Raw genomic sequence first — 15234 nt, forward strand, 5'->3', positions numbered from 1 at the left:
CTCGTTCCAGAAGCCTATGTGCAAGCTGTTTTTGCAGAACTAAATCGCCGTCCCCGAAAATGTTTAGGATACAAAACGCCATACGAAGTACATTACTCTAAAAAGTTGCACTTAGCTTGACAATTCGCCAGATAAAAAAAGAAAGCATGAGGACGACGATGCGTATCTCATGCTTTCTTATATTGGTGACCCAGTAGAGATTCGAACTCTAGACCCACAGCTTAGAAGGCTGTTGCTCTATCCAGCTGAGCTACTGAGTCATAACGAAAATGGAGCGGGTGATGGGAATCGAACCCACGTAACCAGCTTGGAAGGCTGGCGCTCTACCATTGAGCTACACCCGCATGCTGCGATATGGTCGGAGCAGCAGGATTTGAACCTGCGACCCCCTGGTCCCAAGCCAGGTGCGCTACCAAACTGCGCTATGCCCCGCCAACAAAAAGTATTATATCGTGAATGAGTAATTTTGTCAAATTATTTTTTCACAAAGACGAGGACTATCGTATCGGCCCTTATCTATCCCAAAGCAATAGCCCGGCGAGGTTGGGCTCGTCGGGCTATATTGCTGCGTGATGAAAGAGCCGGCGTGACGCAGCGGGCGTTTTGTACGTTTATAAAATGCGTTCCGGCGCGCGACTGGAGAGAATCTTAAATGCCAGCGGAGAAATTTTCAGGATCTCCCTGTCTTCCGGCGCTAGCTTGGTACGGATTGCTTCGTCGTGCCCGTTTAAAAGCTTCGCAGCCCAGTTCGGGTCGATTAGGGCGGAACCGCCGACGGCGGCGATGTCCGAGTGTTCGAGGGCCTGCTGTACGTCGCTGCGGGTCTGGATGTTGCCGACGGAAATGATGGGCAGCCGGCCGCGGACGGTTTCGTCAATATGCGCGAGAATCGGCTTGCCGCAGTATTCCGGCTCGGCGGCCGTGCTGGTAATATGGCTTTGGGAAATATGCAGGTAATCCAGCTTCAAAGAGGCGAGCTTGTCTACGAGGTACAGCGTATCGCCGAGGGCAATGCCCGGCGTCCATTGCTCGCGCGGAGACAGGCGATAGCCGACGATAAAATCTTTGGCTCCCATTTCTCGGACTGCGTCTAAGACGGCGTCGGCGACGGCCAGGGGAAAGGCGGCGCGGTTTTCCAGCGAGCCGCCCCAGCAATCGGTCCGATTGTTGGAATGGGGAGAGAAAAACTGATGGATAAGATAGTTATTGGCCCCGTGGATTTCTACGCCGTCAAAGCCGGCTTTCATCGCGCGGACGGCGGCGCCTTTGAAATTTGCAATGACTTCGGCAATTTCTGCATCAGTCAAGGGACGTGGCGTACGGTATCCTTTCAAGGGCGCGGCGACGTCGCCGGCCGATACTAAATCATAGCCGAAAATAGCATCCTCTTCGGCCATGCGGCCGGCGTGGAAGATCTGCATGATCGCCTTAGTGCCGTTTCGTTTGATTGCGGAAGCCATCTTGGACAGGCCGGGAATAGATGAATCGTCGTAAATGGCTTCTTCACCGAGCCAGCCGCGGCCGTTCGGCTGGATGTAGGAACAGCCTGTAATGTACAGGCCCACCTCGCCCGTACGGGAGGCGTAATAGTCGACTTCCTGCGGCGTGACATAGCCGTGGGGGTCGCTGAGGCAGACTGTAAGCGGAGCAATGGCCAAACGGTTTTTCAGCACAACGCCGTTGGGCAGCGTCAGTGTGTCGTGGAATGAACGCATCGTATCACCTCTCTATATCATATAAGTTGATTAAAAAGGTATAAATTTATAGGGCCATTATATCATGAAACGGAGAAGATGCAAATAGTGCCGATACAGTTCGTCATAAAAGGCACCGTCATTGTCATAGTGAAATCAGAAGCAATCAATGATACAATAAGAAGAACACCGAATCTTGTTGTCGTCGGCGAAGGAGGCATAGCTGTACGGTATGGAACAGAATAAACGCAGGGGAGCGGCGCCCGACTGCATTCAGATACGGGGCGCGCGAGTCCATAATTTAAAAAATCTCGATATAGACATCCCTTTGGGGAAGTTGGTAGCCATAGCCGGCGTATCCGGCTCAGGGAAATCGTCGCTGGCCTTGGGCGTATTATATGCCGAAGGGTCGCGGCGGTATTTGGAAGCCTTGTCAGCCTATACGAGGCGGCGCATGACCCAGGCAGCGGAAGCGAAGATCGACAGCATTGAAAACGTGCCGGCGGCCTTAGCCCTTCATCAGCGGCCGGCTGTGCCGGGTATCCGCAGTACCTTCGGCACGGCGACGGAACTGCTGAACAGCCTGCGCCTATTGTTTTCCCGTCTCGGCAGCCATCGTTGTCCCAACGGCCACTATTTGGAGCCGTCGGCTGCCGTGGCTATGGGGAAAAGGCTCGTTTGTCCTGTATGCGGCGTTGCATTTGACGGTCCGGCGGCGGAGGATTTTTCTTTCAACAGCGGCGGAGCCTGCAGGACCTGCGGCGGCACGGGCATCGTGCGGACTGTCGACGAGGCGTCGCTGGTTCCCGACGAATCCTTGTCCATCGACGAGGGAGCTGTCGCGCCGTGGAATTCTCTCATGTGGTCCCTTATGACCGACGTGTGCCGGGCTATGGGCGTCCGTACAGACGTGCCCTTTTCGGAACTGACCGATAGGGAACGGGACATCGTCTTTCACGGCCCGGCAGTTAAAAAGCACATCTTTTATAAGGCGAAGAGCAGCAACCAGGCCGGCGAACTGGACTTTACCTATTACAATGCCGTGTATACCGTAGAAAATGCATTGGCGAAGGTCAAGGACGACAAGGGTATGAAGCGCGTAGAAAAATTTTTAAAGCAGGACGTCTGCCCCGACTGCGGCGGCACCCGCCTTAGCGAGCGGGCCCGGTCGACGCGCCTCTGCGGATTGGATTTGGGTGAGGCCTCGGCGATGACGCTGGATGCCCTTATCCCGTGGGTCCAGGCCGTACCGGCGGCTATGCCCGAATCGCTGCGAGACATGGCTGACAGTATAGCGGCTCAATTTCTCCATACGGCGAAGCGTCTTGTGGAATTAGGTCTGGGATACTTGTCTCTCGACCGGGCCGGCGCGACGTTGTCTACCGGCGAGCGTCAGCGCGTCCAGCTGGCCCGGGCCGTTCGGAACCGCACGACAGGCGTGCTGTACGTGCTGGACGAGCCGTCTATCGGCCTTCATCCGGCGAACGTCGACGGCCTTCTGGGGATGCTGGGCGATCTGACTGCACATGGAAACTCTATCGTCCTCGTAGACCACGACGTGCAGGTCCTGAAAGCGGCAGACTGGCTCATAGAAATGGGGCCCGGAGCCGGATCGCACGGCGGCCGCCTCGTCTGCGCCGGTACGGTGCAGGACGTAGCTCTGAATCCGTCGTCGCGTATCGGGCCCTTTCTTGCAGGGAGCGGCTCGCCAGTTGTGCGCCGGCGGGCTGATAAAGAAGAGATGTTTGCCCACGGAGCAATACGTATGGTTTCCGGGCCGATTCACACCGTCCAGCCTTTAGACGTCTTACTGCCTAAAGGACGGCTCGTCGCCGTGACCGGCGTGTCCGGCTCGGGCAAGACGACGATGATATTGGAAAGCCTGATACCGGCGCTGCAGCGTCAGGCCGACGGGCAGCCCCTGCCAGGACATGTCCTGTCCATAGAAGGCGGCGGCATACGCAGGGTCCACCTGATCGACGCCGCGCCGATCGGTGCAAATGTCCGCTCGACAGTAGCGACGTACAGCAACGTCCTGGACGACCTGCGCCGGGTCTATGCGGCCCTGCCGGCAGCGAAGGAAAAGGGCTATGGCATGAAGGACTTTTCCTACAATACGGGCTCGCTGCGCTGCCCGGCCTGCGACGGCACGGGACAGATTACAATGGACGTGCAGTTTTTGCCCGACGTGGCCGTAACCTGTCCGGCCTGCGGCGGCTCGCGTTACGGAAAGGAAGCCGCGGCCATTAGACGTCCGGCAAAGGACGGCGGCCAAGGGCTGTCTCTGCCGGAATTGATGGCACTGACAGTGGAACAGGCTTTGGAAGCCGTAAAGGACGTGAAAAAAGTCCGCGACCGCTTGCAGACATTAGTGGATTTAGGACTAGGGTACTTGACCCTCGGCGAAGCGACGCTGGCCTTATCGGGCGGTGAAGCCCAGCGGCTGAAGCTGGCCGCCGAAATCGGCAGGGGACAGGACGAGGCGCTCTTTGTCTTTGACGAGCCGACGATTGGCTTGCATCCCTTGGACGTGCGCAGCCTCATTGCGATTTTTCAGCGCCTCATCGACCAGGGAGCGACAGTAATCGTCATCGAACACGACCTGGACATGATTGCCAACGCCGACTATATCATCGACATGGGTCCCGGCGGCGGTGCGCAGGGCGGCCGCATTGTAGCGGCAGGGACGCCAGGAGACATCGCGGCGGCTCCGCAGAGCGCGACTGGACGATATCTTCGCCCTTTGCTATAATCAGAGCGGCGAATGGTAAGCCGATGAAGTTACAGATATGAAATTGGAAAGGAGCATGACGGCATGGCCGAATATATTATGCTGCAGGGGACGAGTTCCCATGTCGGCAAGAGCGTATTAGCCGCGGCACTATGCCGCATTTTTCTGCAGGAAGGAAAGAGCGTCGTCCCTTTTAAGGCGCAAAACATGGCGCTGAACTCCTATGTGACGGCTGACGGCCGGGAAATGGGCCGGGCCCAGGTGGCGCAGGCCGAAGCGGCAGGATTGGAGCCGGCTGTCGATATGAATCCTGTCCTGCTCAAGCCTACGGGAAACTCCTGCTCCCAGGTTATCATCGACGGCCTGTCCGTAGGCAATATGTCTGCTAAGGAATACCATAATGGATATGCCTTGGAGGCCTTTTCGGCAGTACAGAACGCCTTGTCGCGCCTGACAAAGGCCTATGACACTCTGGTCATCGAAGGGGCCGGCAGTCCGGCGGAAGTAAATTTGAAACCATACGATATCGTAAATATGCGCGTAGCTAAATATCTGCATGCGCCGGTCCTTCTCGTAGCCGACGTCGACCGGGGCGGTTCGCTGGCAGCCTTGGTAGGTACGCTCGCATTATTGGAGGAAGACGAACGGGATTTGGTCAAGGGGCTCATCGTCAATAAATTCCGCGGCGACGTATCCTTATTTGCCCCGGCCGTAGACTTTTTGGAGAAGAAGACCGGCAAACCCGTCTTAGGCGTCATTCCCTATATAGAAAATTTAAACATTGACGACGAAGACTCGGTGTCATTGGAAGATAAGCCGGCAGATAGACAGGAAGGCGACCTGGATATTGCCGTAATCCGCCTGCCGAAGATTTCCAACTTTACCGATTTTGACAGTCTTCAAGGCGAAGGGGACGTATCTCTGCGCTATGTCCGCGAGGCGGCCGATCTGGGCCGTCCCGACGTCGTCATCCTCCCGGGAAGCAAGAATACCATTGAGGATATGGCCTGGCTGCAAGACAGCGGCATGGCGTCAGCCCTTTACCAGGTGCTGTCGGCAGGCGCGCCCGTCGTCGGCATCTGCGGCGGATATCAGATGCTGGGCCGATATATTTATGACCCGGAGCATACGGAGTCGTCGACGGAAGGAATAGGAGGATTGGATTTGCTGCCCATAGAAACGACCTTTACAACCGGAAAGACCTTGGCCCAGGTCAAAGGCGAATGCTGCGGCCTGCCGTTTTTAGGGCAGGTGCTGTCGGCGGAAGGGCTGGAAGGCTATGAAATCCATATGGGCCATACGGCTGATGCCGAAGCAGGGCTGCTTCACCCCATCGTTGTGACGGAGCGGTCTCAGCAGGCCTGCCATGTCGTGCATGGCACGGCACGATGCGACGGCTTGGTTTGGGGGACGTATATGCACGGTATATTTGACAACGACGCCTTCCGCCGTGATTTCCTCAACTGCCTGCGGCGTCAGAAGGGACTGCAGCCCTTGGCGGTGCGGCGGAATTTCCGGGCGGAAAAGCAGAAGAGCTATGACCGGCTGGCTGCCGTCGTCCGCGCGCATTTAGACATGGATACGCTGCGGCGTATCATGGCTGGGAGGGACTGATCATGGCGGTTATCTGGGCGCTGCTGTTCGACACGCTGTTAGGCGACCCGCGCGTCAAAATACATCCTGTGGCGCTGATAGGGGCGCTTATCGCTTGGCTGGAACGGATATTTTACCGTTCGGCAGCAGGAAAAAAGGAACAGTTCCTTGCCGGCATGGTCTTGTCTATCATCGTCTTGCTGATTGTATATGATATCGTTTACGCCGTCATGCTGGGGATATCGTATATAGACAATGCCTATGTATCCTATGCGGCCGAAGGATTTATCTTGTTCTGGACGATTTGCCCCCGCAGCCTGGCCCAGGCGGCCAACGAAATCCGTCATTATTTGCTTCATCACCGCCTGCGCATCGCCCGGGCGAAGGTGGGCTGGATTGTCGGCAGGGATACGGAGAAACTGAGCGAGGGCGAGGTCGTGCGGGCGACGGTCGAAACGGTAGCGGAAAATACGATTGACGGTATTTTGTCGCCGCTGTTCTTTTTTGCCCTCGGCGGCGTGCCCCTAGCGGCATGTTACAGAGCGGCGAATACCCTCGATTCAATGATCGGCTATAAGAATGACAAATACTTGTATTTCGGCCGGTTTGCTGCCCGGCTGGACGACGTGCTCAATTACATACCAGCCCGCATCGGCGCATTGCTGTACATCCTGATGGCCGCGTTGCTGCGCTATGACTGGAAGGGAGCGTGGCGCATCATACGGCGCGACGCGTCCAAGCACCCCAGTCCGAACGGGGGCTATGCAGAAGCTGCCGTAGCCGGCGCGCTAGGCATTCGGCTGGGCGGATATAATTCCTATTTCGGCAAGGTTTCCTTCCGGGCCTATATGGGCGATCCCAGGCACGAGCTGGGGCCTGGCCATATTCGTCAGGCCGTCCATCTCATGTATGCCGTTGCGTTGTCTGCGGCGGTGCTGACGGCGTGGTACTGCTGGCAGGTGGCGTGATGGAATTGATCGTGCGCGTTCCCGGTTCGTGCGGCGAGCTGGCGCAGGGCTACGCCAACGGAGAACCTTTTCTTATTACCTGCCCTATCGACCGCTGCGCCGAGGCCGTTGTCAAAGACGACGGCCTCAGATGTATTGCCGCCGGGGAAAAATCGCGGGCCGCTTTGGCAAAAACGCTGCAGTATCTGGGCGTCAGTCAATTTCCGTTCAGCCTGTATGTGACGTCGGAGCTGCCGGCAGGGAAGGGGATGGCGTCGAGCAGTGCCGACATAGGGGCCGTTGTTGTAGCTGCGGCAACAGCTTGCGGACGGTCGATAACGGAGCAGGAAATCGCCTCCATCGCCGCGTCTATCGAGCCGACAGACGGCGTATTCTGCCGCGGCATCGTGGCAATCAATTATCAAACCGGCAACATACTTCATTCTTTTGGCGTCATGCCGGCCCTGGCTATTGCTATGTTCGATTTGGGTGGGACCGTCGATACGCTGGCCTTTCATGAACAGTACGATGAAGCCGCCAGGATGTACAGCATTGACGCGGAGCAGATACTGCCGCTGCTGACGCCGCCATATACGGCGGAAAAGCTGGGCGCTGCCGCAACGCACAGCGCCCTGGCCCATCAGCGCGTCGTCTGTAAGCCGCAGCTGCCGGCGCTGCTGGAACTAGGGAAGGCATTCGGAGCTGTCGGTGTGAATATCGGTCACAGCGGCACGGTTTGCGGGTTGCTGTTTCCAGAACATTGCTCTTTACAATGGCTTGACGACTGCGTGGGACCGTACGCAGCGGAACGGCTGGCAATGACCTATATGGGCGCGGCTGTATTAAGCGGCGGCGGATGGACTATCGAGAGGAGATGAGGGCGTTGCCCGAACGATTTGAACACGGCGGAAATATATACGTACCGAATGAGGGCGGGAAGTGGCTGGATTTCAGCGCCAACATCAACCCTCTCGGCCTGTCGGACTCGGTCCGCGCGGCGATTGCGGCGGAAATCGATACAGTCGTCCACTACCCGGACCCGCAGGGGCGGCGGCTCAAGGAGGTTTTGAGCAGCTATTACGCCGTGCCGGAATCCGCACTCCTGCTGGGGAACGGCGCGGCCGAACTATTTTACGTGTACATGCACTGTGTTCGGCCGAAGCGCGTTCTCATTCCCGTTCCCTCCTTTAACGAATACGAGCGGGCGGCGTTGGCGGCGAGGGCAGATGTAATTTATTGCTATATGAAATGTGAAGATGGTTTCGCCATGCCTGTCAACGAATTGCGCCGGCAAGCCGGCAATGCAGACTGCATTATGATCGGCAATCCCAATAACCCAACGGGGACGCTGACGCCGGCAAGCGACATAGAGTCCCTGGTATGGACGGCGCGGAAGGCAGGGACAGACGTCGTCGTCGACGAGTCCTTCCTCGATTTCCGCAGCGACGGCGAGCGATACGCCGCCCGTTCGCTGGTAAAGCAGTATGACAACCTGTTCGTCATACAATCTCTTACGAAATATTACGCCGTTCCCGGCCTGCGCCTGGGCTTTGCCGTCGTGCCGGAGGGGAAACGCAGGCTGCTGGAAATGCATAAGGATGTGTGGAACGTCAATTGCCTGGCCCAGTCCGCCGGCATCGCCGCCCTGAAAGACAGGGCGTATCAGGAGAAAACGCAACAATACGTGCGGAATGCGGCAATGCCTTTGTACGAAAAAGTACGAGCTATACCCGGCCTGAATCCGCTGCCGCCGACGGTTAATTTTATGCTGGTCGACGCTGCGGGAACGGGCCTGACGGCCTGCCACATCGGCGCCGCCCTGCGCAACGAGAGTATACTAATTCGCGATTGTGCTAACTATCCCGGCTTGACGCCTTTTTATTTTCGCCTCGCCGTGCGGACGGAGGAAGAAAATGAAATACTTTGCAAGGCCCTCAAAAATGTTGTTTCTATTGAAAGTTAAAGGACGGTATTTAAATTTTACCGTCTTTTTATTTGTCTATATAAGTTACAAAAATCACGTATTTATTAAATTAAAATTAAAATGAAATTAGAAGAACATTAAAAGTGGGGTTTGCAAATGATTTTTTTTTGATTTTATGATACAATAACATTATAGATTAGATAACGCAATCGCAATGATTAAATTATTTAATGTATGCTACACTTTATTCCCGTCCTTATTTATCTGTAGCGAAAAATTTAAAAGGGTTAGGAGGAATTCATATGGGAGAAAAGAAACAAAACAGAACCGTAGCTATCGGGTTAATGCTGTTCGCCTTGTTCTTTGGCGCCGGCAACTTGATATTCCCGGCATCTATGGGACAGAACGCAGGCGTGAACGTCTGGTGGGCCGTATTGGGCTTCGTTCTGACAGGCGTTAGCCTTCCGCTGCTGGGCGTATTGGCTATCGGCTATTCGGGCTGTAAAGACTTGGAGGAGCTGGCAGGCCGCGTGCATCCGAAGTTCGGATTGTTCTTCGCAGTTATTTCATCGCTTACGATCGGGCCTTGCTTTGCTACGCCGAGAACGGGCAGCGTTTCCTATGAAATCGCCGTTCGTCCGTTTTTGTCTGACGGCGGCAGCGACATGGTCATGACCATATTCCTGGTCGTTTTCTTCGTCGTTTCGTGGTGGCTGTCCGTATCGCCGAGCAAACTCGTTGACCGTATCGGCAAGATTCTGACGCCGACCTTGCTGTTTGTCATTTTAGTTCTTATCGTTAAGTCGTTCATTACGCCGCTCGGCACGCCCCTTGAACCGACGGAAAAATATGCGACGCCTATGCTGGCGACCGTACAGGGCTTCATCGACGGCTACGGCACGATGGACGCCATCGCATCGCTTATCTTCGCTATCTTGGTCGTAGAATTCGTCGTGGAAGACGGCGCGTCTACGCCGGAAGAAGTGACGAAGGAAGTATTTAAGGCCGGCATTATCGCCGTCGGCTGCCTGGCTTTCGTCTACATCTTTATTTCCAAGATCGGCGCCGACAGCGTTATGGCATTCGGCATTCAGGACACGGGCGCGCCGGTACTTTCCAAGAGCGCTATGATCCTCTTCGGCGACGTAGGGGCTATCATCCTGGCGATCATCGTATTGCTGGCCTGCTTGTCCACGGCTATCGGCCTGATTTCGTCCTGCGCGAGATACTTCAACCGCTTGGTTCCGAAGATCAGCTATAAAGGCTGGGTAACGATTTTCTCCGTTTGGTCCTTCGGCGTCGCTATGTTCGGTTTGAAGACCATCATCGTTGCGGCTATTCCCGTTTTGATGTTCATTTATCCGCAGGTTGTCGCCATCGTATTCCTGACGTTCCTGCACAAGTCCTTCGGCGGCCGTCAGTGCGTATACGCCTGGACGATGGGCCTGACGATTATTCCGTCCCTCATCGCCGGTACGCAGACTGCCGGTATTTCCCTCGGCGGCATCGATACATTCTTTAATACGATGGTTCCGTTCCATTCCATCGGTATGGGCTGGATTTCCTTTGCCATCGCCGGGTTTATCATCGGCCTGATTTGGAAGGGCGCAGTAAAATCTAAAGCAAGTTAAGAAAATTTTGTTGTCAACTGCCAAGTGACATGATATACTCTTAGGCAAGCATAATAAAACAGCTCTTAGGAATCCTAATTCTTAGGAGCTGTTTTGTTCATTACGCTGAATTTGTAGTGTAAAGGGGAAAAAAGCATGAACATTTTGCGCCGTAAATCCTTCGAAGATTTGATGGAGACTACGGAAGAAAAAAAATTGACGAAAGCCTTGGGAGCGTTCGACATCACCCTCATGGGGTTGGGAATCATCATCGGGACGGGGATTTTCGTCCTGACCGGCATTGGCGCTGCTAAATATGCCGGCCCTGGCCTGATGCTGTCCTTCGTGCTGGCAGCCGTTACCTGTACCTTCGTTTGCCTGGCCTATTCGGAGTTGGCCTCGTTCCTTCCTGTATCAGGGAGCTCGTATACTTATGCCTATGCGTCGCTGGGTGAAGTATTCGGCTGGTGGGTAGGCTGGAGCCTGATTTTGGAATATTCCGTTGGAGCCAGCGCCGTTGCCGGCGGCTGGTCGGCATATTTTGTCGGCATCCTTCATTCGTGCGGCATCGATTTGCCTAAAGCGCTTACGGCCGTGCCGGCTGAAGGCGGACTCATCAATCTGCCGGCAGCCTTTATCGTCCTCGTCACGACGGCGCTGCTGGTCATCGGCGTAAAGGAAAGTACCCGTGTAAACCGGATTCTCGTGTACATCAAAATCGGCACGATTTTCGTATTCCTGTTTTTGGCGGCTCCCCATATTGAACCGGCGAATTGGCAGCCCTTCCTGCCGTACGGCATTCACGGCGTCGCCGCCGGCACGGCTGTGCTGTTCTTTGCTTACCTTGGTTTCGATGCCTTGTCCACAGCGGCGGAAGAAACGAAAAATCCGAAACGGGATATGCCTATCGGCATCATCGCCGCCTTGGCTATCTGTACGATTTTGTACATCGCCGTATGCGCCGCTATGACCGGCGTCGTGCCGTATCCCCTTCTTGATACGGCTGCTCCGGCATCGTTTGTATTGGAATACATCGGCCTTCATTTAGGCTCGGCTGTCGTCGGCACCGGCGCATTCTGCGGGTTATCGACAGTTGTACTGTGCATGCTCTATGCGCAGAGCCGGGCCCTCTATTCCATGAGCCGCGACGGCCTGATGCCCATGAGCTTGTATAAGGTCCATCCGAAATTCCACACGCCGTATATTATTCAGATTGTCGTCGGCATTCTCGTTGCGTGCATCGCCGGCTTCACGCCGATTCACATCGTCGCCGAAACGTGCAGTGCCGGTACGATTTTCGCTTTCCTGTGCTCGTGCGTCGGCATTCTCGTTCTGCGCCGCAAATACCCGGACAAGCCGAGAGGTTTCCGCTGCCCGGCGGTGCACGTCATCGCTCCCTTAGGGTTTATATTCTGTGCCTTCGTCTTTTCCCAGCTGTCGTGGCATACGCTCGTGCTGTTTGCCATCTGGTCGGTTTTGGGCTTGGTCATTTACTTGGCTTACGGCTATGGCCACAGTACGTTAAACAAGTAAAGCCGTTGGAAAAGGCAGAAGAAACTGCATTTCAAGGGATATATCTGTAAAACTGAAAACACCGCATCCTGCAGTTGTCCTGTGCGATGCGGTGTTTTTGGCTAAGTAAGACCACTAGCCTTGAAACCTTGTGCAGCCCGTTTAGAGCAGCTGTACCTTTCAAAGGATTATCTTTGCAGGTAATGGTATCGTTTTCTTTTTCTCCTGTTTTCAAGCGTTTGATCTATTGTGAGGCTATGAAATGACGTTTTTGCTAAGGGAATGGCAGGAAAATTAAAAATAGGACTTGTAAAACTCCATGAATCTTGTATAATAAATACATGTCATGGGGATGTAGCTCAGCTGGGAGAGCGTACGGTTCGCATCCGTGAGGTCGAGGGTTCAAGCCCCTTCATCTCCACCATGAAAAAGACCCTGAGCGGGGTCTTTTTTTTTTTGTGAAAAAATTGAATGCAGCTAGTAGCATTCTGCCGTGCGGCATGCTATAATACAGTAGCTTACTAGAAATCATTGCAGGGAGGAAGACAAGCCGAATGAAAGTACAGCAGCGAGTACGAGTTGCCATGTCGGTTTCCGTACCGGGAATAGCCGCGCTGAAGCGGATAGAATTATATATGCGGCAAAATCCGGATTTGACGATAGCTTCGTTGTTTGCCTTAGCGACGACGATTGCCGTTCCCGTTTCGCCGGAGCAGCTGGTCGGGAGCATCAACGCGCCGCTGCTGGCGACGTTGTTCTGCCTGATGGCGATTATTGCCGGCTTTCGCCGCGGCGGCGTCTTGACCTATGCCTACGGCCGATTGTTTTCCGGAGCCGTATCGGCGCGCCGTCTCGTGCAGTTTTTCGTATTCAGCTGCTTCTTTTTCTCCATGGCCGTGACGAACGACGTGTCGCTCATCATCTTTGTGCCCCTGGCCATTGCCGTACTTTCGGCGGCAGGCATGGAAGACCAGCTATTGTTTGTCCTGACCTTTCAGACGATTGCGGCGAATATGGGCAGTATTCTAACGCCTATCGGCAATCCGCAGAACCTGTTTATCTATTCCTATTATCAGATGAATTTAGCCGAATTTCTCCGTATTACGGGGCCGCTGACGGCGTTCAGCGGGCTGCTGCTGTGGGCTGTTACGTATTATATTCCCAAGGCGGCCGTTTCCGTGCCCGACGGCGAGGCGCCGACGATGGGGCGGCGAAAGGGACTGGTTTTTGCCTTGTTGTTCGGCGTGTGTATCTTAGCTGTCCTGCGCCTGATTACGCCGCTGGTGATGTTTCTCATCGTCTGCCCGGCCTTGCTTTTGGCGGACAGGCAGGTATTTCGCGACGTCGATTACAAGCTGCTCTTGTTGTTCATCTTTCTATTTATCGGCGTAGGCAATATCGGCCGTCTGCCGATTATGGCGGCAGGCCCGGCTCAGCTGCTGCAGGGCCATGAATTTATGCTGTCCTTACTGCTCAGCCAGGTTCTGAGCAACGTGCCGACTGTCGTTCTCCTCGCTCCCTATACGGATGCAGCGCAGGAACTGCTGCTGGGCGTCAACGTCGGCGGCTTGGGTACGATTATCGCTTCCATGGCCAGCATCATCTCTTTTAAGGCCTACTTAGGAACAGCTCATTGCCGTCCTCTGCGGTATTTGGCCTTTTTCACGGCGGCAAACGTCGTGTTTTTAGCCGCTGTCTTGGCAATGGAAAGCGTTTTTATCTAATTCAATACGAATCTACTAAAAGTCATCTGTGGACTTTTCCGGACATTGTCATCTTTTAGCCACACGATTGTCGTCATGCAGTCGTGCGGCTTTTTTGCGTGTAGGAGGTAATTGTATGAACGAAACCTTTATGAAAGAGAAACCGATATTGCCGCTCATCGCGTCTATGTCGCTGCCGGCTGTCGTATCAATGATCGTCAATTCATTATATAACATTATCGACAGCTTTTTTGTCGCCATGATCAGCGAAGATGCCCTGACTGCGGTATCACTCGTATTTCCCATGCAGAACTTCGTCAACGCCGTGAGCATAGGCTTCGGCGTCGGCCTGAATGCGGTCATTTCCGTCTGCCTGGGAGCTAAGCAGAACGATACGGCCCATACGGCGGCGACGCACGGCATGGTACTGTCCGTCGTCCACGGCGTCGTGCTGACAGCCGTGACCTTCGCCCTGATTCCGTCTTTCCTGCGCATGTTTACCGACGACGAAGCTGTCGTATCCATGGGGTTAACCTATGCCTATATTGTCTTTGGATTTTCTACGATATTGACCATCGGCCTGGCCTATGAAAAGATGTTTCAAGCCGTCGGCAGGATGAATGTGACGATGATAGCCCTTATCTGCGGATGTCTGACGAATATTGTCGGCGATCCCATTTTGATTTTCGGTTTCGGCCCCATTCCGGCTATGGGGATTGCCGGCGCGGCCTGGGCGACGGGACTGGGGCAGACCGTGTCGCTGGCCGTATACCTTGCCGTATGCCGGTATAAGACTCTGCAGGTACGTATTTCATCGGCCTATTTGGTATGGAATCCCCTGCTGGATAAGCGGCTCTACGGCATCGGCATTCCCGCCGTGCTCAATATGGGCCTGCCGTCGCTGCTCGTATCGGCTCTCAACGGTATGCTGGCGCCTTTTTCGCCGATATACGTCGTCATCCTCGGCATCTACTATAAACTCCAGACCTTTCTGTATATGCCGTCCAACGGCATCATTCAGGGCGTGCGGCCTCTTATCGGCTATAACTTCGGCGCAGGGGAATACGGCCGCGTCGGCGCGTTGTATAGGACGACGTTAGGGCTGAACAGCCTCATCATGATCGGCGGAACCGTTGTCTGCTTTGCTGTTCCAGATGTACTCATAGGTTGGTTTACGGAAAATCCCGAAACGATACGCCTCGGAGCGTCGGCCCTGCGCATTATCAGCTGCGGCTTTATCGTGTCGGCCCTATCCGTTACGGCGTCGGGAGCTCTTGAAGGACTGGGGAAGGGCGTACCGTCCCTGCTGATTTCCCTCCTGCGCTACGTCGTCGTCATCATTCCGGCAGCGTTTGTCTGTGTCAGCCTGTGGGGCCCCGACGGTATTTGGCACTGCTTTTGGATAGCGGAAGGCGTTGCGGCGTTGCTGGCCTTCTTCATCTACAAGAGAACGGCGTCGGCTGCCATGGGGAAGGCAGGTAAATAGCTGGTTTTTTCAGGTATTTTTCTGTATAATGGTA

Annotated in this window: 10 protein-coding genes, 4 tRNA genes and 1 pseudogene; 11 read left to right on the top strand and 4 right to left on the bottom strand. The window is 54.8% G+C overall.

All coding sequences use genetic code 11. The features are described 5' to 3' along the window. Positions 1-120: pseudogene (locus OCV58_RS03590) on the top strand (IS30 family transposase); the annotation flags it as partial. Positions 121-183: 63 nt separating this feature from the next. Here OCV58_RS03590 and OCV58_RS03595 read toward each other — a convergent pair. The 4 genes from OCV58_RS03595 to OCV58_RS03610 all read right to left on the bottom strand — a co-directional run bounded on the left by OCV58_RS03595 (position 184) and on the right by OCV58_RS03610 (position 1715). After that, positions 184-260: transfer RNA gene (locus OCV58_RS03595), tRNA-Arg, on the bottom strand. 10 nt (positions 261-270) lie between these two features. After that, positions 271-344 (bottom strand) — tRNA-Gly (locus tag OCV58_RS03600). Positions 345-355: 11 nt separating this feature from the next. Next, positions 356-432: transfer RNA gene (locus OCV58_RS03605), tRNA-Pro, on the bottom strand. A 179-nt stretch (positions 433-611) separates the two neighbouring features. Then, a complete protein-coding gene (locus OCV58_RS03610; RefSeq protein ID WP_154876982.1) occupies positions 612-1715 on the bottom strand; it encodes an NADH-dependent flavin oxidoreductase in 1104 nt (367 codons plus the stop codon). A 211-nt stretch (positions 1716-1926) separates the two neighbouring features. Here OCV58_RS03610 and OCV58_RS03615 point away from each other — a divergent pair, with 211 nt between their 5' ends. The 10 genes from OCV58_RS03615 (at position 1927) to OCV58_RS03660 (ending at position 15200) form a co-directional block, all read left to right on the top strand. Further along, positions 1927-4446, top strand: a complete 2520-nt coding sequence (locus OCV58_RS03615; protein WP_154876983.1) for an excinuclease ABC subunit UvrA — start codon at positions 1927-1929, stop codon at positions 4444-4446. A gap of 63 nt (positions 4447-4509) precedes the next feature. Beyond that, a complete protein-coding gene (locus tag OCV58_RS03620; RefSeq protein ID WP_154876984.1) occupies positions 4510-6039 on the top strand; it encodes a cobyric acid synthase in 1530 nt (509 codons plus the stop codon). 2 nt (positions 6040-6041) lie between these two features. After that, positions 6042-6986 carry an adenosylcobinamide-phosphate synthase CbiB gene (cbiB, locus tag OCV58_RS03625; protein WP_154876985.1) on the top strand — a complete coding sequence of 315 codons (945 nt, stop codon included), beginning with the start codon at positions 6042-6044 and terminating at the stop codon, positions 6984-6986. Beyond that, positions 6986-7843, top strand: coding sequence for a GHMP family kinase ATP-binding protein (locus tag OCV58_RS03630; protein ID WP_154876986.1), 858 nt, complete (start codon positions 6986-6988; stop codon positions 7841-7843). The genes cbiB and OCV58_RS03630 overlap by 1 nt, the downstream gene beginning before the upstream one ends. A 5-nt stretch (positions 7844-7848) precedes the next feature. Next, positions 7849-8928, top strand: a complete 1080-nt coding sequence (locus OCV58_RS03635) for a pyridoxal phosphate-dependent aminotransferase (RefSeq protein WP_154876987.1) — start codon at positions 7849-7851, stop codon at positions 8926-8928. A gap of 263 nt (positions 8929-9191) precedes the next feature. Further along, complete coding sequence (gene brnQ, locus OCV58_RS03640) at positions 9192-10520, top strand: branched-chain amino acid transport system II carrier protein (RefSeq protein ID WP_154876988.1); 1329 nt, start codon at positions 9192-9194, stop codon at positions 10518-10520. Positions 10521-10655: 135 nt separating this feature from the next. Continuing rightward, positions 10656-12032, top strand: coding sequence for an amino acid permease (locus tag OCV58_RS03645; RefSeq protein WP_087477360.1), 1377 nt, complete (start codon positions 10656-10658; stop codon positions 12030-12032). A gap of 327 nt (positions 12033-12359) precedes the next feature. After that, positions 12360-12435, top strand: a tRNA-Ala gene (locus OCV58_RS03650). A 130-nt stretch (positions 12436-12565) separates the two neighbouring features. Further along, entirely contained in the window at positions 12566-13735 is a 1170-nt protein-coding gene (locus tag OCV58_RS03655) for an SLC13 family permease (protein ID WP_154876989.1), read from the top strand. A gap of 115 nt (positions 13736-13850) precedes the next feature. Beyond that, entirely contained in the window at positions 13851-15200 is a 1350-nt protein-coding gene (locus tag OCV58_RS03660; RefSeq protein WP_154876990.1) for an MATE family efflux transporter, read from the top strand. The last annotated feature ends 34 nt before the right edge of the window (positions 15201-15234 follow it).

This window comes from Megasphaera stantonii (assembly GCF_025567065.1).
GTDB classification, from domain to species: Bacteria; Bacillota; Negativicutes; order Veillonellales; family Megasphaeraceae; genus Megasphaera; species Megasphaera stantonii.